Annotated in this window: 18 protein-coding genes; 5 read left to right on the top strand and 13 right to left on the bottom strand. The window is 64.3% G+C overall.

All coding sequences use genetic code 11. The annotated features are described in order from the left end of the window. Positions 1 to 203 precede the first annotated feature (203 nt). Positions 204 to 1292, top strand: coding sequence for a 4-hydroxyphenylpyruvate dioxygenase (gene hppD, locus IPF76_RS03005; RefSeq protein ID WP_293839453.1), 1089 nt, complete (start codon positions 204 to 206; stop codon positions 1290 to 1292). Beyond that, complete coding sequence (locus IPF76_RS03000; RefSeq protein WP_248458466.1) at positions 1289 to 1834, top strand: VOC family protein; 546 nt, start codon at positions 1289 to 1291, stop codon at positions 1832 to 1834. Before hppD ends, IPF76_RS03000 begins: the two co-directional genes overlap by 4 nt. Before the next feature lie 10 nt (positions 1835 to 1844). Here the strand turns inward: IPF76_RS03000 and IPF76_RS02995 are convergent, their stop codons facing one another. From IPF76_RS02995 to IPF76_RS02975, 5 genes are all read right to left on the bottom strand, one after another. Then, a complete protein-coding gene (locus IPF76_RS02995) occupies positions 1845 to 2180 on the bottom strand; it encodes an FAD-binding oxidoreductase (protein ID WP_293839446.1) in 336 nt (111 codons plus the stop codon). After that, positions 2158 to 3099: an FAD-dependent oxidoreductase gene (locus IPF76_RS02990; protein WP_293839443.1), complete on the bottom strand. Its 942-nt coding sequence runs from the start codon at positions 3097 to 3099 to the stop codon at positions 2158 to 2160. The genes IPF76_RS02995 and IPF76_RS02990 overlap by 23 nt, the downstream gene beginning before the upstream one ends. 72 nt (positions 3100 to 3171) lie before the next feature. Further along, complete coding sequence (locus tag IPF76_RS02985; RefSeq protein WP_293841881.1) at positions 3172 to 3825, bottom strand: YqaA family protein; 654 nt, start codon at positions 3823 to 3825, stop codon at positions 3172 to 3174. Between the two features lie 165 nt (positions 3826 to 3990). Further along, entirely contained in the window at positions 3991 to 5583 is a 1593-nt protein-coding gene (purH, locus tag IPF76_RS02980; RefSeq protein WP_293839440.1) for a bifunctional phosphoribosylaminoimidazolecarboxamide formyltransferase/IMP cyclohydrolase, read from the bottom strand. A 101-nt stretch (positions 5584 to 5684) separates the two neighbouring features. Beyond that, positions 5685 to 6710, bottom strand: a complete 1026-nt coding sequence (locus IPF76_RS02975) for a phytase (RefSeq protein ID WP_293839437.1) — start codon at positions 6708 to 6710, stop codon at positions 5685 to 5687. Between the two features lie 184 nt (positions 6711 to 6894). Here IPF76_RS02975 and IPF76_RS02970 point away from each other — a divergent pair, with 184 nt between their 5' ends. Beyond that, positions 6895 to 9261 (top strand): TonB-dependent receptor, encoded by a 2367-nt coding sequence (locus IPF76_RS02970; RefSeq protein ID WP_293839434.1) that lies wholly within the window; start codon positions 6895 to 6897, stop codon positions 9259 to 9261. A 141-nt stretch (positions 9262 to 9402) separates the two neighbouring features. On the opposite strand, the gene IPF76_RS02965 is transcribed toward IPF76_RS02970, so the two are convergent. The 6 genes from IPF76_RS02965 to IPF76_RS02940 form a co-directional block, all read right to left on the bottom strand. Further along, positions 9403 to 11181, bottom strand: a complete 1779-nt coding sequence (locus IPF76_RS02965; RefSeq protein ID WP_293839431.1) for a heparinase II/III family protein — start codon at positions 11179 to 11181, stop codon at positions 9403 to 9405. Between the two features lie 3 nt (positions 11182 to 11184). Beyond that, a complete protein-coding gene (gene rpe / locus IPF76_RS02960) occupies positions 11185 to 11856 on the bottom strand; it encodes a ribulose-phosphate 3-epimerase (protein WP_293839428.1) in 672 nt (223 codons plus the stop codon). A 221-nt stretch (positions 11857 to 12077) separates the two neighbouring features. Further along, on the bottom strand, positions 12078 to 12320 hold the full coding sequence (locus tag IPF76_RS02955) for a hypothetical protein (RefSeq protein ID WP_293839425.1): 243 nt from the start codon (positions 12318 to 12320) through the stop codon (positions 12078 to 12080). Continuing rightward, positions 12317 to 12526, bottom strand: a complete 210-nt coding sequence (locus IPF76_RS02950; RefSeq protein ID WP_293839422.1) for a toxin-antitoxin system HicB family antitoxin — start codon at positions 12524 to 12526, stop codon at positions 12317 to 12319. The genes IPF76_RS02955 and IPF76_RS02950 overlap by 4 nt, the downstream gene beginning before the upstream one ends. A 107-nt stretch (positions 12527 to 12633) precedes the next feature. Then, positions 12634 to 13536 carry an SPFH domain-containing protein gene (locus IPF76_RS02945; RefSeq protein ID WP_293839419.1) on the bottom strand — a complete coding sequence of 301 codons (903 nt, stop codon included), beginning with the start codon at positions 13534 to 13536 and terminating at the stop codon, positions 12634 to 12636. A 298-nt stretch (positions 13537 to 13834) separates the two neighbouring features. Then, on the bottom strand, positions 13835 to 14110 hold the full coding sequence (locus IPF76_RS02940; RefSeq protein WP_293839416.1) for a hypothetical protein: 276 nt from the start codon (positions 14108 to 14110) through the stop codon (positions 13835 to 13837). A 131-nt stretch (positions 14111 to 14241) separates the two neighbouring features. Between IPF76_RS02940 and IPF76_RS02935 the strand changes: the two genes are divergently transcribed. Then, positions 14242 to 15420, top strand: a complete 1179-nt coding sequence (locus tag IPF76_RS02935; protein WP_293839413.1) for a DUF481 domain-containing protein — start codon at positions 14242 to 14244, stop codon at positions 15418 to 15420. A gap of 138 nt (positions 15421 to 15558) precedes the next feature. Here IPF76_RS02935 and IPF76_RS02930 read toward each other — a convergent pair whose 3' ends face one another. Both IPF76_RS02930 and IPF76_RS02925 read right to left on the bottom strand, forming a co-directional pair. Beyond that, on the bottom strand, positions 15559 to 16020 hold the full coding sequence (locus tag IPF76_RS02930) for a VOC family protein (protein ID WP_293839410.1): 462 nt from the start codon (positions 16018 to 16020) through the stop codon (positions 15559 to 15561). Positions 16021 to 16030: 10 nt separating this feature from the next. After that, complete coding sequence (locus IPF76_RS02925) at positions 16031 to 17509, bottom strand: M20/M25/M40 family metallo-hydrolase (RefSeq protein WP_293841878.1); 1479 nt, start codon at positions 17507 to 17509, stop codon at positions 16031 to 16033. Between the two features lie 154 nt (positions 17510 to 17663). On the opposite strand from IPF76_RS02925, the gene IPF76_RS02920 reads away from it, so the two are divergent. Continuing rightward, on the top strand, positions 17664 to 18506 hold the full coding sequence (locus tag IPF76_RS02920; protein WP_293839407.1) for an SDR family NAD(P)-dependent oxidoreductase: 843 nt from the start codon (positions 17664 to 17666) through the stop codon (positions 18504 to 18506). The last annotated feature ends 7 nt before the right edge of the window (positions 18507 to 18513 follow it).

Here is an 18513-nt window from a genome sequence, read left to right as displayed (position 1 = left end):
GTAACGTCGCATAACCCGTCATTGCGAGTGAAGCGAAGCAATCCAGAGCGGTTTGGACCACGCTGGATTGCCGCATCGCTGCGCTCCTCGCAATGACAGGTCGTTTCTACCGATGGACTTGGCGGTTTGGTGCCGCCGCGCATTGACTCCCGCGCCCCAATCCATCATAATAGTTTCAATTGAAACTAGATGGGATGATGACGATGACCGACCTGTTCGACAATCCGCTGGGCCTCGACGGTTTTGAATTCGTTGAATTCTCTGCACCCGAAAAGGGTATTCTCGAACCGGTTTTCCAGGCGATGGGTTTCACCCAGATCGCGCATCACCGTTCGAAGGACGTCCAGCTGTGGCGCCAGGGCGGGATCAACCTGATCGCCAACTACGAACCCAAATCGCCCGCGGCCTATTTCGCCGCCGAGCATGGCCCGTCGGCATGCGGCATGGGCTGGCGCGTCCGCGACGCCGCCAAGGCATATGCCGAAGCAATCGGACGCGGCGCCGAGCCGGTTGAGGTCAATCCCGGCCCGATGGAACTGCGATTGCCCGCGATTCGCGGCATCGGCGGCTCGATCATCTACCTGATCGACCGCTACGGCGACGACCTCAGCATCTACGACATCGACTTCGTTTACGAAGACGGCATCGATCGCCATCCGGTGGGCGCCGGAATGCAGCTGATCGATCACCTGACCCACAATGTCTATGGCGGCCGCATGGCGCATTGGGCGGCCTTTTACGAGCGCATCGCGGGCTTCCGCGAGATCCGCTATTTCGACATCAAGGGCGAATATACCGGCCTTACCTCAAAGGCGATGACGGCCCCCGACGGCAAGATCCGCATTCCCTTGAACGAAGAGGGCGCCGGTGGCGGCGGCCAGATCGAGGAATATCTGCGCGCTTATAATGGCGAGGGCATCCAGCATATCGCGTTCAGCTGCGACGATCTTTACGCAGCGTGGGACAAGCTCAAAGCGCTCGGCAACCCCTTCGCCCCCGCGCCGCCGGCGACCTATTACGAGATGCTCGCCGATCGCCTGCCCGGCCATGGCGAGCCGGTCGAGGCGCTGCAGTCGCGCGGCATCCTGCTCGATGGCTCGACCGAAGATGGCGACCCGCGCCTGCTGCTCCAGATTTTCGGCCAGACCGTGATCGGCCCGGTCTTCTTCGAATTCATCCAGCGCAAAAAGGATGAAGGGTTCGGCGAGGGCAATTTCACCGCGCTGTTCAAATCGATGGAGATGGACCAGATCCGTCGCGGCGCGCTTAACGTAACGGAGCCCGCCGAATGACCAGCCCGATCAAATTGGGCGGGGTCCACCACGCCGCCTATCGCTGCAAGGACGCGAAGGAAACGGTCGACTGGTACGAGCGGATGCTCGGCATGACCTACACCACCGCGTTTGCCGAGGATCATGTCCCATCGACCGGCGAATATGACCCTTATATGCATGTCTTCCTCGAAGCGGGGAACGGCAATATTCTGGCGTTCTTTGAGCTGCCCAACCAGCCGGTCATGGGGCGCGACGAGAATACGCCGGCATGGGTGCAGCATCTGGCGTTCAAGGTCGGCAGCTTCGACGAACTGGTCGCGGCGAAGGCGCATCTGGAAAGCGAAGGCGTCGACGTACTGGGCCCGACCCACCACGGCATCTTCAAGTCGATCTATTTCTTCGACCCCAACGGCCATCGCGTCGAGCTGGCGTGCGATATCGGCACGGCGGAGCAATATGCCGAGCTGAAGCGCGTCGCGCCTTTGATGCTGGAAGAATGGAGCCAGACGAAGAAAGCGCCGCGCCACGCCGACTGGCTGCACACTGCCGCGAACGAATAGGCCTCGCTGATCAGAACTTCCGCGAAAAGCTGACCAGATCGGCGTCGGGATCGCCGTCGCCGCAGATCAGCGCGCGCAGCATCTGCGCCGCCATCATCGAAAAGGTGATGCCGTTGCCGCCATAGCCCATCGCGGCATAACAGTTCGGCATCCGAGGGATCCGCCCGATCGTCGGGGTGCCGGTCTTGCTATCGCCGAAACTGCCCGCCCAGGCATGCACCGGCGTCGCGTCGATCATCGGCAGCAGCGCGCCAAGCTTGCGCGACAAGGCCGCGGTCTTGTCAGCAATCTTGGCATCGCGCTCGTCGGCGTCGCTGATTTCCTCATCCTCGCCGCCGCAGATCACTTCGCCCGCCGGGGTGGTGGCGATATAGAGATATGGGTCGGCGGCTTCCCCAGATCATCGCAGCAGTCGGCCAGATCGCCCGCGGCTGTGGCTTGGTCGCAATCGACCAGCTGGAGATGATCGTGTTCCCCTTGCGCGGCACCCCCTTCATCATCTCATAGCCGGTCGCGACGACCAAAGTGCGCGCGCGGATTTCGCGGCCATCGGCGCTCTGCAGCGTCACCCTGCTCTCGCTCGGCGCCACGTCGCAAATGTCCACCGGGCTGTAGACCCGCGCGCCGTGCCCGATCGCGACGTTCAGATAGCCCGCGGCCAGCTGCCGCGGATCGGCCGAGTAATTGCCGAACCCGATGATCGCATGGCGGCCCTTGATGCCATAGCGATCGAGCACCGCCGCGGGTTTCAGCAGCTCGATCTCGAACCCCGCGCGCCGCCGCGCATCGGCTTCGCGCGCCAGGCCTTCGGCGTCGAGGACATTGCCGTGTAGGTAGATCGACCCGCGCGTCGCGGCATCGACCTTCAGCCCCAGCCGCTCGGTGCGGTCGCGCAGCGCATCGACCGACTGGCGCGACCGGCGCCAGAGCCGCTCGGCGCGATCGCGGCCGATCTGCTCGGACAACAGCGACAGCGGCGTGTCGATTTCATATTGCAGCATCGCGGTAGAGGCGGCGGTCGATCCGTCGAGCGGGCTGCGTCGATCAACGACGACCACCTGTAACCCCGCCTCCGAAAGCGTTTCGGCGATCAGCGCCCCCGAAATCCCGGCGCCGATGACCACGACATCACAGTGGATGTCGCGGGTCAGTGGCCGGGTCGGAACGGTCGGGCGCCGCCGCGCCGACCAGATCGACTGGCCGGTCCGTAAATCGCGATGGTGGGTTGCCGAGGCCTGGTTCGGGCGCGCGGTGGTCTTCATCATGGGATGCTCCGTGCCGCGGCCGACGCGACACGCACGTAATTCACGGGGTGGCTCCCGGTTGCGCCGCAGCTGCTATTTCTGGTCGAGCCCGATGCTCTGCAGCGTCGCACTGCTGCATTTGTCGGCTTCCTTGGCCCCGCCGTCGCCCGACAGCGCGCCGATCGCGAGGAACCCGGCGACTACCGCAATGACGAACGCGCCGGTGACCCAGATCAGATATTTGTCGATAAACGCCTTGATCGGCGCGCCGAACAGCTTGAACAAAATGCCGACCAGCATGAATGAAAAGGCGCGACTCGCGAGGCTGGCCCAAAGGAACGTCCAAAAGTTCATATGGATGAACCCCGCGGTGATCGTCAGCAGCTTGAACGGGATCGGGGTCGCGCCCTTGATCAGGATAATCTCGGCGCCGAATTCGCGCAGATAGCAGGCGGCCGGCGGAAACGCTTCGGTCAGACCGAGCACCCCGAGCAGCCACAGGCCAACGCTTTCATACAGGAAAAAGCCGATCCCATAGCCGAACACGCCGCCCGCGACCGACGCGAGAGTGCAGATCAGCGCATAGCGCACCGCTTTTTGCGGATTGGCCAAGCACATCAGCCCCAGCATCGGGTGCGGCGGAATCGGGAAGAAACTCGCCTCGACAAAGGCCACCAGCGCCAGCCAATATTCGGCGTGTGGATGCGCCGATTTGTCCATCGTCCAGTTGTACATATTCTGGATCAGCGACTTGTTGCGGGGGGTGGCGGTCATGCTGGTCCTTGTCAAACGCCGCGCTCGCGACCGTCGCTGCTGCTATGCCGTTCGCGTCGAGCGAAGTCGAGATACGTGAAGCACCCGCTCCTCAAGCGTGTCTCGACTTCGCTCGACACGCATGGGGTTCGGGTTTTCTTAGTGCCGGAAATGCCGCATGCCGGTGAACACCATCGCGAGTCCGGCGTCATTCGCCGCGGCGATCACCTCGTCGTCGCGGATCGATCCGCCCGGCTGGATCACGCAGGTCGCGCCCGCCTCGACCGCCGCCAGCAGCCCGTCGGCAAAGGGGAAGAAGGCATCGCTCGCCACCGCGCTGCCGACCGTGCGCGGCTGCGCCCAGCCTTGCGATTCGGCAGCTTCGCGCGCCTTCACCGCGGCGATGCGCGCGCTGTCGCGGCGGTTCATCTGCCCGGCGCCGATGCCCGCGGTCGATCCGCCCTTGGCGTAAACGATCGCGTTCGATTTGACATGCTTGGCGATCGTCCACGCGAACAGCGCGTCGGCCAGTTCTTCCTCGGTCGGGGCGCGATCGGTGACCAGTTTCAGGTCAGCGCGAGTGATGCGGCCGTTGTCGCGGCTCTGCGCCAGCCAGCCGCCCGCGATCGTCTTCATCATCAACCCGCCGCGCGCCGGATCGGGCAGCTCGCCGGTCAGCAGAAGGCGCAAATTCTTTTTCTTCGCAAACACGCCGCGCGCGTCGGCGTCGGCGTCGGGGGCACAGACGACCTCGGTAAAGATGCTGCTGATCGCCTCGGCCGTGGCGCCGTCGAGCGGCCGGTTGACCGCGATGATCCCGCCGAAAGCCGACACATCGTCGCATTTCAGCGCCGCGTCATACGCTTCGGCGATCGTCGCCGCACTCGCGACGCCGCACGGATTGGCGTGCTTGACGATGACGCAGGTGGGGTCGGCTTGGCGGAATTCGGCTACCAATTCGAGCGCAGCGTCGGCGTCGTTGATATTGTTGTAGCTCAGCTCCTTGCCCTGCACCTGTTCAGCTTGCGCAATCCCGCGCGAGGACGGGCCGGCAGAGAGATAAAGCGCCGCCTTCTGATGCGGGTTCTCGCCATAGCGCAGCTCGCTTGCCAGCTTCGCGGTCAGCGGCAACGTGTCGGGGAACAGCTTGCCCTGATCGGCAAAGGCGAACCAGCTCGCGATCATGCCGTCATAGGTCGCGGTATGCGCGAAGGCCGTCGCGGCAAGGCGTTTGCGCAGCGCCAGCGTGGTCGCGCCGCCGTTCGCGTCCATCTCGGCGATCACCGCGGCATAATCCCCGGGCTCGGTGACGATGTTGACGAAAGCGTGGTTCTTGGCCGCCGAGCGCACCATCGCCGGGCCGCCGATGTCGATATTCTCGATGATCTCGTCGCGCGCTGCGCCCTTCGCGACCGTCGCCGCGAAGGGGTAAAGGTTGACGATCACCAGGTCGATCGCGCCGATCCCATGTTCGTCCATCGCCGCGACATGCGCCGCATCGTCGCGCACCGCCAGGATGCCGCCGTGGACGGCGGGGTGCAGCGTCTTGACGCGCCCATCCATCATCTCGGGAAAACCGGTGAGGTCGGCGACGTCGAGGACATTGTGCCCTGCGTCGCGCAGCGCCTTCGCCGTTCCCCCGGTCGACACCAGTTCGACCCCGTGGCGGACAAGTGCGGTGGCCAGATCGGCGAGCCCCGCCTTGTCGCTGACGGACAAAAGCGCGCGGCGGACGGGGACGAGATCGGTCATGGGAAGGGCGGCCTTTGAAGACGGGAAAGACGCGGTCCCCCTAGTCGGGTCACTCCACAAGAGCAAGTATCGTCGCCCGCCTTCGCGGGGGCGACGATGCATTAAAGCCCCAGCGCCGCCGCGATCATATCCCAGCGCAACAGCTTGAAATTTTGCGCCTCGGGCGCATTGTCGCCGTCCTGCGCGAGAAAGATGCCGCCCGGGTAGGCCGGGCCGAAATTGCCCGCGATCGCCTCGATCCCGTCGGTTTCACTTGTCGCACCGAACTGACCCGCCGCAACGGCAAAGCGGCCGACATATTCGACCGACGGCAGACGGAACACCGCATAGGCATTGTCGCCCTGGCTCGAGGCGATCAGGTACCGCTGCCCCTTATGGTCGATTGTGGCGAGGCCTTCGAGGTCGGCGACGAGCCGCTCGTTGTCGATCGGCGCGACCAGCCGGCCCGCGGCGCCCTTGCCGTCCTGCTTCAGCTCCCACAAGCCGCCGACCTCTTCGCCGACATAGAGGGTGTCGCCGTCGAACACGCATCCTTCGGACTGGGTCGCGATCTTGTGCTCCCACTGAACGGTGAAGGTAGGCGCGCCATCAATCGCCAGCGTACCAACGCGCACGGTACCGTCCTTGACGATCAGCGCCGCGGTGATCGGAGCGCCCGGCGCTCCTTTCTTCAGGCACAGGCCATAGGCTTCGCCGCTGCCTGCCGCCGCGCGGCCCAGCGCGGTCAGCGCGGGCGTGGCGCCATCGAGGCGATAGACCGCCAGATGCGCGTTCAGCCCGTCGTTGCGGTCGCTCGCGACAATGATGTCGCCGACGACATCGACATTGTTGACCAGCCCGCTTTTCAAGAACGCCAGATCTTTGCCCGCCAAGTCATAAACGTGCAGCCCCGCCTTCTTGTCGGTCGCGATGATCAGCGCGCGGCCCGGATTGGCGGGATCGACCCAGATCGCCGGATCGTCGGCGGCATCGGCGCGTCCGGTCCCGACCGGCGCGGTTTCCCCGGTCGCGGTCACCTGCACGGGCGGCAACCCGGTGATGACAGGCGCCGCCTGCCCCGCGCACCCGGTCAGCAGCGATGCAAATGCGAGCGAAGTCAGCAGCTTCCCTTTGCTGGTGGCGGTCATCACGATTTCCCCTGTTTCCATTGGTGCCCAAGGCGATTGGCGCGCCCCGTTCCAGCAAAGCACGCGCGCGTCAATCCCATAATATTTCCGTCACTTAACGGTCACGTAAACGTCTCGATGCTCGCCGCAAACTGTCACATGGCGCCCCTAGAGGCGCGGCAACCACAAAGGGGGCCTGACCAACATGATTCGTACTTTCAGCCTGAATTCCGCCGCGGCGCTTGCGCTCGCCACCGCCATGATGTCCACTCCCGCCGCCGCGCAGGACGCGCAGGACATGGCGCCGATCCAGAATTCGGATGGCAGCATCACCACCTCGCAGGACATCGTCGTCCTCGGCAGCATCGGCTATCGCAACCGCAGCGAGGATCAAGCCGAGCCCGTTCTTTCCTACGACAGCGAGTTTTTTCAGCGCTTCGAGCCGCTGACCGCGGGCGATGCGCTGAAGCGGGTGCCGTCGGTGACCTTCCTCTCCGACGTGATCGAAAGCGACGGCGCCCGATTGCGCGGTCTGCCGCCGGGCTATACCCAGATCCTGATCAATGGCGAAAAAGTGCCCGGGTCGAATGCCGACCGCAGCTTTTTCCTTGACCGCATCCCTGCCGAACTGATCGACCGCGTCGAAATCGTCCGCTCGTCGTCGGCGCGGCGCACCGGCGATGCAGTCGCAGGCACGCTCAATATCAAGCTGCGCGACGGCTACGAACTCGACGGCGGTTATCTGCGAGCAGGCGGCCTCTATTATGACGACAAGGAACTTGAACCTAGCGTCGGCGGTGTGTTCGGCGGCGCGCTCGGCCCGGGGCGCTTCCTGCTTGGCGCCAATTTCCAGGGGCGGCACAATCCCAAGAAGAAGTTCTCGCTGCGCTACGACGAATCGCCCGAGAACGACCCGGAGTTCGCCACCAACAATTTCCAGAACCGCGAAGACCAGACCGACACGCGCGACGGCAAGGATTATTCGTTCAACGCGACCTACGACATCAAGGGCGATGCGACCGATTTTTCGGTGAACGGCTTTTACGTCCACACCGACCGCACCGAGACCGAACGCAGCTTCGAATATAATCACCCGACCAACATCAACGGTCCGATCCGCGCGACACCGCCGGGCAATCTGACCGTCGACAATGCCAATATCGCGACGATCAACCAGGACAATTACAGCGTCAACGGCAAGCTCGCGCACCGCTGGTCGGCGGGCAAGACCAGCCTCAAAGTCGGCTATGCCTATTTCGACGAAGACCGCTTCGAAACCGAATATGAGGTCGAATTCGACCGCACGCTGCCGCGCTTTACCGGTGACCAGACGCTGACCGGCATCACCGACAAGGAATTTTCGGTGCGGCTCGAACATGAAATCGCGCTTAGGGAAGATACCAAACTGCTGTTCGGTGGGCTGTGGCAGGATAAGGATCGCGATACGTCGATCACCGCCGCGCCGCGCGACCGCTATAATCTGACCGCCGCCAATCGGCAGGGCTACGACCAGTTCACTCGCAACCCGACCGAGTTCGTGCGGACGTTCGGCGCCTTCACGCCGGGGCCGGGCGGGCTCAACACGATCGAGGAAAAGCGACTCGATGGCTTTGCGCTGGTCGAGGGCGACATGCCCGGCCTTAAGTGGGAAGCCGGGGTACGCTATGAAACCACCGATCTGACGATCGACGATTTCACCGTCCCCGCGGCGGTGCAGCGCACGACCAACGATTACGCCAAGCTGCTGCCCTCCGCGTCGGTCAAGATCGATGTCGGCCCCCGCGGCCGCGTCATCGCCTCGGCCGCCCGCACTAGCCGCCGTCCGGAGTTCAATTTCCTCTCGCCCGCCGAGCTCGAGGCGGAACTGGGCGACAACGACCTGATCGGTAATCCGTTGCTGGATCCTGAAACCGCGTGGGGTTTTGACCTCGGCTACGAGCAGCGGCTAGGCCGCGCGGGCATCGCGGGGGTCAATATGTTCTACCGCAAGGTGAACGATCTGATCGAGCTCACCAACATCGGCGGCCCGGGCTCGGAAGGCGCGGGCACTTTCAACTATCAGCCGCAGAATATCGGCGACGGCAAGGTGTGGGGGGTCGAATTCGACCTGTCGACCGACCTTGGCTTCGTCGGCCTGCCCGACACCGGCGTGTTCGGTAATATCTCGTGGCTCGACAGCAAGATCGACGACGAATTCGGCGAGCGGCGCTTCAATGGCCAGAGCAAATATGTCTATAATTTCGGGGTCATTCAGGACATCCCGTCGCTTGGCGCGGCGTTCGGCGCGACCTATCGCAAGCAGGGTGGGGCATTCGACCGCACCGTCGGCGAAGAGGTGTTCACGACCTATGGCGCCGATCTCGAAATTTTCGTCGAAAAGCGATTCGGCAAAAGCTTCACGATCCGCGCGGTCGGGGCGAACCTGCTCAACGGTGCGAAGCGCGAGGCGTTCAACAAGTTCACGACGATCGGCGATCAGAACGACCGCGGGCTTGGCACCTTCGACGAATATGAACTCGAAAGCGAAAAAGCCGGACCGGTGTTCCAGCTGATGGCGCGCTACGCTTTCTGAAGGTTCGGCGGCCGGCGCTCAGTCCCTGGGGCGCCGCCTTTTGGCCCCTTCGTCATTGCGAGGAGCGAAGCGACGACGCAATCCAGAGCGGCGCAAGACAGCCCCTGGATTGCTTCGCTTCGCCCGCAATCACGGCGTATTTCAGCCGATATGCTTGAAAATCCACCCGATGCTCGCCCCGCCCGCGGGCGCGGTGCCGGTCACGACCAACTGTTCGGTCGGGTGCGGGCGGCCTTCGCCGTCGACCCAAAGGCTTTGCTCGACGTCCAGCGCGCCCTCCGAGGTGCGGAATTGCCACAGCGGCCCACCGTTGATGCGCAGCAGCGCCCCCAATTTGTCGGCGGTCAGGCTCGCCGAAATATGGCGCCCCAGATGAAAGCGCAGCGCGAATCCTTTGTCACCCTTGCGCCGGGTGCGCGGGGCGGGGAGAAGCATGTCCTCGCCGCGCAGCTCGCGCCCGTTCGGCGAAAGGATGAGCAGGCGGCGGTGGATCAGCCCGTGACGCCGCGCATAGCCGTCGTGGCTCATCTCGACGCGGCTGCCCTGTGGCGTCTCGCGGCGGTCGAGTTCGACCTCGGTCACGCCCTTGCCGAGCGAGCCGTTCGCCAGGATCGCGGTCGAATTGGTATCGGCCAGAATCAGCGTCGAATGCGCCGCGGTGGTGCGCAGTCCGCGCGCCAGGTCGGCGGGGATCGTCGCGCCGGTCAGCGCCGCGCCGCCGCAATTGACGACAATGCGCTCGTCGCCATCGCTCAGCTCGAACGCCAGCGTCGAGGCGCAACCCGCCTCGGTCACCCGCGCAATGGGGGGCGGGGCGGCGTCCGCGAGCAGCACGACCTTGTTCGCGACCAGCCGCTGATAGCCCCAGTCGCGCGCCTGTTTCAGGGGTCGGGTGCGCACGCCGCTCGCCGCGACGATCGCCTGGACATGCGCCGCCGACGTCGCGCCGCTGCCCTGCCAGCTGCCCATGCCGCCGTCGCTGTGGAGCAGCCCGAGCAGCGCCGGAACCGCGCGCGTCAGCACTTCCTGCACAAAGGGGGGCACTTCCATCCGGCGCATGTCATACACTTTGGCGAGCATCGCCAGCGCCATCACCGCGTCGAGCTGCGCCTGCGGTGAGCGCGAGATATTGCCGCCGTCGGCGTAGAAGCTTGTCTCCAGCACCTTGCGCAGACCCGCCTCGCCGAAAATCTGCCGCGGCTCGCCGCCGGGCATCAGCAGCGACGCGGCGACGATGCCGATCCACGCGACCATCTGGCCGGTGCCCGGGCGCGTCTTGTCGGCGACGCGATCAAGATGCCGCGCCGCGCGCGCAAGGTGATTGAGCACCGCCGAACGATAGACAAGGTCGCTAGACGACAGGATCAGCGGCGCGTGGGCGGCCCAGAACAGGATACGCCACGCGGTGTTGTCGGCCTTCCACGCCGGTTCGCTCACCGTCTCGCCATGCACGCCGAGCCAGTGGCGAACCACCGCTTCGGCGATCGGCGCGCCGTCGACGCGGGTGCCGGTCGCAGCCAGATCGCGCAGCCACGCAAAGCTGTGCAGATAATCGGCAAAGGTCGGCGCGACGGTCAGCGCCGCAAAATCGAGTTCGCCGAGCGGCAGCTTCAAGCCGCGGTGCAGGAAATGCCCGGCGCGGATCGCGGTCCCGGCGCGGGTGTCGCCCGGCACCGGGTCGGCCGGAACCCCGAGCAATTTTAGCGGAAAGCGGCCTTTCAGCCGGAACGCATGGAGCGGCGTGCGCCAGGTCAGCCGGGTGATTGCATTGGCGACGCGGTCGCCCAGCGACAGTCCCTTGTCGGCGGGCAGGCGGATCAGCCGTTTGCCGGGCTCAATCGAATCGTCGATCGGCGGCGCGTCGTCAGCCAGATCGAGCGGCGGAACGGCAGGGGCCGAAGTCAACGGTCTCCCTTCCATCGTTCAGGCGCCCCGCAGCCGCCGGATATTGTCGGCATAGGCATCCGGGCCACCCTTGAAGGTTGCGGTCCCCGCTACCAGCACGTCAGCCCCCGCGGCGATCGCCAGCGGCGCCGTCGCGGCATCAATCCCGCCATCGACCTCCAGCCGGATGTCGCGGCCGGTCTTGTCGATCATCTTGCGAACCGCCTCGATCTTTCGCAGCTGGGCCGTGATGAAGCTCTGGCCGCCGAACCCCGGATTGACACTCATAATCAGCACCAGGTCAATGTCGTCGATAAGATAATCGAGCATCTTGGCCGGGGTCGCGGGGTTGAGCGACACCCCCGCCTGCTTGCCCAGCGATTTGATGTGCTGGATACTGCGGTGGATGTGCGGCCCAGCCTCGGGGTGCACGGTGATGATGTCGGCGCCGGCGGCGGCAAAGGCGTCGAGGAAATGATCGACCGGCGATATCATCAGATGGACGTCGAAGGGCAGGGTGGAGTGCGGGCGCAACGCCTTCACCACCGCTGGACCGATCGTCAGGTTCGGCACAAAATGCCCGTCCATCACGTCGATATGGACCCAATCGGCCCCCGCGGCCTCGATCGCGCGCACTTCTTCGCCCAGCCGCGCGAAGTCGGCGCTCAAGATCGACGGAGCGATACGGAAGGGGGCGGGGGTGTTAGTCATGACCATCGGCCTTAACCATCAACCCATTGGGGGGCAAGCGGGGTAGCGGCGCCAGCGGTGGAAAAGGTTAGCGACCCTCCCTGTGGCAAAGCCATGGGGCGGGGGGACCGTTCGCGAAGCGAATGGGGGAGGGGCAGCGACGCGGCGTCAAAACCCCTCCGTCAGCGCTGCGGGCTGCCACCTCCCCACCGCTGCGCGAAAGGGAGGATTGGGAAATCCATTTACCGCCAGCGCCAGCCGCCCTCGGTCTTGGCGCGATAGATCGGCATGGGCGCCAGTCCCGCGACGATGACCGCGATCGTCATCGCGATTGGACGGCCCTGCAGCGCCAGAGCCAACCCGGTGATCATCGCGACGTGCAGCGCGATGAAAAACCAACCCTCCCAAGCAACCGGCAGCCCGGTACCGAACCCGTGGCTTTTGGCGCGAAACCATGGCCCTTTGCGCATGAACAGGTGCATCATGACTGACTCTCCTCTTTTGGCGGTCGCCCGCGCCGTGCCGACGCGGCGGCCTTGGGCTTGACCCCGCGCCGCGCCAGCGCCTCGCGCAGCAGCACTTCGATCTCGGCATTGGCGCTGCGCAGCTCGTCCGCCGCCAGCCGCTCGACCGCGGCGTAGAGCGCCGGATCGAGGCGAAGGGCAAAGGCTTTCTTTGGCGGCGAAGGCATAGGAAAAACCTCAATCCCCGTTCGCATCGAGCGATGTCGAGATGCCGGGAGGTCGTATGCTCACGGCGGTTGTCTCGACTTCGCTCGACACGAACGCGTTTCTTTCGTCAGTAAAGCGACCCGGCGTTCACCACCGGCTGCGTATCGCGTTCGCCGCAAAGCACGACCATCAGGTTCGAAACCATCGCAGCCTTGCGTTCGTCGTCGAGTTCGACGACGCCTTTTTCGGCAAGCAGGTTGAGCGCCATTTCGACCATTGTGACCGCGCCTTCGACCAGCTTCTTGCGCGCCGAAATCACCGCTTCCGCCTGCTGACGGCGCAGCATCGCCCCGGCAATTTCCTGCGCATAGGCGAGGTGCGTTAGTCCGCATTCGTCGACGGTGATCCCCGCGACGCTCAACCGCTCAATCAGCGCCTTGCGCAGCTCGACCCCGACCTCGTCATGATTGCCGCGCAGCGTGATTTCCTGATGCTCGATATCGTCATAGGGATAGCGCGAGCCGATCGAGCGCACCGCGGCCTCGATCTGCGCCATCACAAATTCCTTGTAATCGTCGACGTCGAACAGCGCCTGCGCTGTGTCAGTGACGCGCCACACGACCTGCGCCGCCATCTCGATCGGGTTGCCGCGCAGGTCGTTGACCTTGATCTTGTCCGAAATGACGTTGTTCGCGCGCACCGCGATCTTCTTGCGCGTCAGCCATGGGAGAACCCAGCGCAGCCCTTCCTCGCGGTCGGTGCCTTTATACGCACCGAAAAGCTGGATTGCCGCCGCTTCATTGGGGTTGATCAGGTAAAAGCCACACAGGATCAGAAAGCCGACCACCGCCGAGACGGCGACGACCGCCCATTTCCATGCGACCTGATATTCAGCAGTTGCATTGCTCACCCCCGCCCAAACGGCGATGCCGAGCAACACCGCCCAGATCAGCAGCATCAGATAACCGCTCTGCGTCAGCGCGCGCGTCTCGCGACTGCGGTTCAGCGCGGGTGTTGTTCCCTCAACCATGGTTTTGCCCTCCGACTCGATATAAAGATGATATCATATTTATATCGAAATTGGCTGTGGTCAATTGGTTTCGGAAGGATGTGGTGGGAGCGCAGCTTTGGGAGTGCAGGGATGGGTTACCCGGGGCGGTCCAAGTCCAGTCCGGGGGACTGGACAACCCCGCACTCGCGCGCAGCGGGTGGTGGAGGGACCGCAAGGGCGGCGCCATGGCCACGCCGTCGGCGCTGCGCGCGGCCACCTCCCATCGCCGCACGACAGGGAGGATCAATGTCTGCAATCGATAGCAAGCTGCCGCTTATCAATCGCGCCGTTGCATGATCCAGCTGAACGCCATCGCGTTGAATAGCGTGTAAAGCCCATAGAGGATCAGTGCGGTGAACCAGCCCCGGGTCGCGATCGCCATGGCGCCGACGAGCAGGAGAAACTCGAAGACATAGGTGATATGCGGTCCCGCCTTGTCGGAGAGTGGTTTGACCATCTGCTGGATCAGCGGGTCGTCGCTTTCCATAAAGGCGCGGTGCATCGCGAAATTGGCGATGCCGGCGAAAAAAATGGCGACAAGGGCTATAACCATAGGTTTGCAAATGGGGGAGCCGGGGTGGAAATGCCAGTCACTTTCAGGCTATAGAGAGGTGTCGGACGCGCCGTGGCGGCGCCAATGATCGAACGAACCCGGCTTCTGCCTCCCCAGAGAAGGACTCTTCGATGGCATTTTCTCCCCGCTTTGCGGCTATGGGCCTGTTTGCCCTAGCGGTTCAGCCTGCGAACGCGGCGCAGGAGCCCGTGAACCCGCCGCAGCCGAATCCCGCGCTGGCGGATCCGGTGCTGGCCAATCCGGTTCCGACCTTTCAGGTTCCGCTCGACCCGCCATTGCCCGATGCCGTCCGCGCTATGATCGACGCTGCTTTCGCGAGCGGCCAAAACGACGATGTCGAAGCGGTGGCCAAAGTCGCCCGCATGACCCACCCCGGCAACGTCGGCGAAATCCATGCGCTGCTCGCGCATTATCGAGCCGGACATCCGCCGGTGGTTCCGCCCAACCCAGTGCGCAACATGCTCGCCGCCGCCATTGCGACCGGCAAGGATGCCGATGTCGAGGCAGTCGCGACGCTGGCGAAAAAGGCCAATCCCGACGACGCGACTGAGATCGAAACGCGGCTGGTTGCCTATCGTGCTGAGCGTCAGCGGCTAAAGGACGCGGCCGCGGCGGCCGAGCGCGCCAGATTGGCATCGGCGAAATTCTGGCAGAACTGGAAGGGCGAGGGGCAGATCGGCGCTGCGCAAAGCAGCGGCAACACCAAATCGGCGGGGCTGAGCGCGGGACTGGCGCTGTCGCGCCAGGGGATCGACTGGACGCACAAAGTGCGCGCGCAGACCGATTATCAGCGGACCAACGGGCGAACCTCGGTCGAACGCTATCTCGTCGAGCTTGAGCCGCAATATAGGATCAACGACCGTGCCTTTGGGTTCGGATTCGGGCGGTGGGAGCATGACCGGATATTGGGTTATGATACGCGCTGGAACGTGTCGGGCGGGCTTGGGTACAAGGTGATCGACGGCAAGACAATGTCTCTGAGCCTGAAGGGCGGTCCGGCGTGGCGGCAGACCGATTTTATCAGCGGCGCGCGCGACAGCGAACTGACCGCGCTGGGCGGGCTCGACTTCGGCTGGCAATTGTCGCCGACCTTGCGGCTGACGCAGGTTGCCTCGACGATCGTCGGCGAGGCGAACAGTTCGACCAATTCGCTGACCGCGCTCAACGCCAAGCTGACCGGCGCGCTGTCAGCGCGCATAGCCTATTCGGCGCAAATCGACACCAGCCCGCCGCCGGGCATTGAAAGCGTCGATACCCAGACGCGGTTCACACTGGTGTATGGCTTCTGAATCCTCCCTGCCGCGAAGCGGTGGGGAGGGGAGACGTTCGCGAAGCGAATGGTGGAGGGTCCGCAGCAGTTGCGCCAAAGCCCCTCCGGCAGCTTCTTTGAGGCTGCCACCTCCCCACGGCTTTCTCCCCAGGGAGGATCAGTCATCGTTGAAGGCGTTCGCGCCGCCGATCTCCTGCCCATCGACCAGCAGGCCGATGCCGGGGACATGGTTGAACTCAATCCGAATGCCGTCGGGATCTTCGAACAACACCGAATAATAGCCCGGTGCCCATGGCTCTTCCTGCGGCCGGTGGACGATATGGATGTCGGTGCGGCTGATCAGAAATGCGTGGACGGCATCAACCGCGGCGCGGTCGCGCATCCGGAAGCAGGCGTGATGCAGCCCCGGCGCCCCCTGGTTGAACCGCCGGCCGACATTGTCTGCGCTGGGCGTCCGGATGCCGATCGCGGTGCGCCCGCCGACGCCATACAGCATATGCTCGCTGTCGAGCACGATCTTGAGCTCCAAATGGTCGATGAGGTCGCGCCAAAAGGCGGTCGAGCGGGCGAAATCGCCCGCGGTCAGGATGACATGCGCGACGCCGTTGAGGGCAGTCATTGGCCTCTCCCTATTTGATCGCCGCCAGCGTGTAGAGGAATTCGGCGAAGCCCATTGTGGCGTCGACTAGCCCCGCGACCTTGGGGTTGGCCGAATCGATCAGGAAATATTCGTCGGGGGCGTGAGCCCCCGACCCGTGGCCGATGCCGAAATGGGCGGCGGGGATCGACACCGGTGGCGCGGTGAAGGTTGCGCCCGGCCAGCTGCCTGCCATCCGCGGGTTGAGGCTGGTGGCGATGCCGAGCTGTTTATAGGTCGCGAGTTCGGAGCGGACGAGGCGACTGTCTTCGGCGACCTCGGTCGGATCATAGCCGCCCGACACATTGACCTCGACATCCTTGAAGCCATGCTTGTCGAGATGCGCGCGCAGTTTCTGCTCGGCCTCGGCGCGAGTCTGGTTGGGGACGAGGCGTAAGTCGAGCTTGGCGACGGCGCGGCCGGGCAGGATCGTTTTGCCGCCGGGGCCGGTGTAGCCAGCAACCAGCCCCTCGATATTGACCGTCGGTTCCTGCGCGAGCCGGATCAGCGCATCGTCATAGGCGAGGTTGTCGATCCAGTGGGTGATGCCGAGCACCGCCTTTTGCTGCGCTTCGTCGCCTGCCTTCGCGGCTTCGCGGATCAGCGCCTTTTCGCGTGTCGTAAGCGGGCGGACATTTTCGTACCAGCCCTCGATCGCGGGCTTGTTGCCATCGGGGTTGACGAGCGTCTGGAGTGCCTGCACGAGCCGCCAGGCGGGCGAATCGACCATCGCCTTTAGGCTCGAATGCACGTCGCCCTTTGGGCCGCGGCCCCATTTCTCGCCGCTCGCGATCAGTTCGAGTTCGATAATACCCTTCGACCCCAGGTTAACCGTGACGTTGCCGGTCTTGCCCTGCGAGGCGAAGGGGATGAAGATGCCTTCGCATTTCTTCAATGCAGCGAGGATGTTGGGCTTGGTCGCGATTTGGCGGAAGTGCGGTGACCCGATCTCCTCCTCGCCTTCACAGACGAGGACGATGTTGACCGGCAATTTCGCTTTGGCGGCGCGGATCGCGTGGAGCGCGGCGAGGAAGGTGGCCTCGGGACCCTTCTGGTTCACCGCGCCCCGGCCCATGATCGCCTGTCCGAAACCGGGGCGGTCGACCATCTTGCCCTCGAGCGGCGGCGACGACCATTCGGCGGGGTCGAACTGTTTGACGTCGTACATGAAATAGATGCCGAGCGTGCGCGGCGCGCCAACGTCGATCGTGCCGAACACGCCGGGATGACCGTCGGTCGGCACGATCTCCACATTGGTGAAACCCGCGTCTTTCGCGAGTTCGGCCATATAGGCCGCGCCCTCGGCCATGCTGCGGTTCTCGGCGGCGATCGAGGGGAGGGCGATCCAATCGCGGATGCGCTTGATCGACGCGTCCTTGCCGGCCTCGGCCGCCTTGCGGATCGCTGAGGTCTGGCTGCTCGCGGCGAGGATGGGCAATGGACTCATCATGGCTGCGCCGGCGCCGAGCATGACGGCACCGCGGATCAGCTCGCGGCGGTTCGGTCGATCGATGTAACGGAAATCCACGGCTCGTCCCCTAGGCTGTTTCGATTGATGGCAAGTCTGGCGGATATCCTACGGAAGGCAAGGCGATGATTGACGTTGCCGGTTGGCGCTGCGTAGCATGGCCGTTGAGGGAGGCCGGGCGATGGACTTTGCGGGCAAGAGCGTGGTCGTTACCGGCGGCGCAACCGGGATCGGGTTCGCGCTGGCGAAGCGCATCGGCGCGGCGCGTGGGCGGATCATCCTGTTCGAGCCGCGCGTGGCCAAGCTGGACGAGGCGGTCGCCGAACTGGCGCGGCTGGGCGTCGAGGCACGGTCATTCGTTGGCGATGTTACCGACGCGGCAGCGGTTGAGGCGCTTGCCGATTTCGCCTGGGACGTCCATGGGCGCGCCGACGTGATCATCAACAATGCGGGCGTGTCCGGCCCGCGCGCGCCGGTACTCGATACGGACCCCGATGCAGCGCGCGCGCTATTCGAGGTCAATTTCTGGGGCGTCTGGAACGGCATTCGTACCTTTGGACGTCGTTTTCGCGATGACGGCTTGCCCGCCGCCATCTATGCGACCGCGTCCGAAAATGGCTTGTTCAACGCCGTCCGCACGCGCGGCGGCGCCTATGTTGCCAGCAAGCACGCGGTCCTCGGTCTGATGGACATTGTCCGCAACGAGGTTCCGGCGAATGTTGAGGTCGGTGTCATCATCCCGGGATGGGTGAAATCCGACATGACGCGCAACGCCGACGCAGCAATGAACGCCGACGCTTTTGCGGCGCGCATTGTCCCGCAGATGGAAGCGTGCGGATTTTACCTGGTCAGCCACCCCTATAATGTCGTTCGGATGGAAGAGCGCTGGGCTGAAGCCTATGCCGCGTTTTCCAAATATGCGCCGCGCGAAGCGGGCGACGAGCAAATGGACGTCCAGCTGTTCATCGAACGGATGCAGGCGGCGCAGACCGCAGGGTAGGCGGCGT

This window comes from Sphingopyxis sp. (assembly GCF_016704835.1).
Classification (GTDB): Bacteria; Pseudomonadota; Alphaproteobacteria; order Sphingomonadales; family Sphingomonadaceae; genus Sphingopyxis.
The sequence above is the reverse complement of the archived record's forward strand: the minus strand, read 5'-3'. Positions and strand labels throughout refer to the sequence as shown.

Bases quoted from the DNA above. Each gene is read 5' to 3' on its own strand.
- IPF76_RS02945 (WP_293839419.1), bottom strand. From the start codon at position 13,536: ATGGTTGAGGGAACAACACCCGCGCTGAACCGCAGTCGCGAGACGCGC.
- rpe (WP_293839428.1), bottom strand. From the start codon at position 11,856: ATGACTAACACCCCCGCCCCCTTCCGTATCGCTCCGTCGATCTTGAGC.
- purH (WP_293839440.1), bottom strand. From the start codon at position 5,583: ATGACCGATCTCGTCCCCGTCCGCCGCGCGCTTTTGTCCGTCAGCGAC.
- IPF76_RS02950 (WP_293839422.1), bottom strand. From the start codon at position 12,526: ATGCCTTCGCCGCCAAAGAAAGCCTTTGCCCTTCGCCTCGATCCGGCG.
- hppD (WP_293839453.1), top strand. From the start codon at position 204: ATGACCGACCTGTTCGACAATCCGCTGGGCCTCGACGGTTTTGAATTC.
- IPF76_RS02940 (WP_293839416.1), bottom strand. From the start codon at position 14,110: ATGGTTATAGCCCTTGTCGCCATTTTTTTCGCCGGCATCGCCAATTTC.
- IPF76_RS02965 (WP_293839431.1), bottom strand. From the start codon at position 11,181: ATGGAAGGGAGACCGTTGACTTCGGCCCCTGCCGTTCCGCCGCTCGAT.
- IPF76_RS02930 (WP_293839410.1), bottom strand. From the start codon at position 16,020: ATGACTGCCCTCAACGGCGTCGCGCATGTCATCCTGACCGCGGGCGAT.
- IPF76_RS02955 (WP_293839425.1), bottom strand. From the start codon at position 12,320: ATGATGCACCTGTTCATGCGCAAAGGGCCATGGTTTCGCGCCAAAAGC.
- IPF76_RS02920 (WP_293839407.1), top strand. From the start codon at position 17,664: ATGGCCGTTGAGGGAGGCCGGGCGATGGACTTTGCGGGCAAGAGCGTG.
- IPF76_RS03000 (WP_248458466.1), top strand. From the start codon at position 1,289: ATGACCAGCCCGATCAAATTGGGCGGGGTCCACCACGCCGCCTATCGC.
- IPF76_RS02990 (WP_293839443.1), bottom strand. From the start codon at position 3,099: ATGATGAAGACCACCGCGCGCCCGAACCAGGCCTCGGCAACCCACCAT.
- IPF76_RS02975 (WP_293839437.1), bottom strand. From the start codon at position 6,710: ATGACCGCCACCAGCAAAGGGAAGCTGCTGACTTCGCTCGCATTTGCA.
- IPF76_RS02925 (WP_293841878.1), bottom strand. From the start codon at position 17,509: ATGCTCGGCGCCGGCGCAGCCATGATGAGTCCATTGCCCATCCTCGCC.
- IPF76_RS02970 (WP_293839434.1), top strand. From the start codon at position 6,895: ATGATTCGTACTTTCAGCCTGAATTCCGCCGCGGCGCTTGCGCTCGCC.
- IPF76_RS02935 (WP_293839413.1), top strand. From the start codon at position 14,242: ATGGCATTTTCTCCCCGCTTTGCGGCTATGGGCCTGTTTGCCCTAGCG.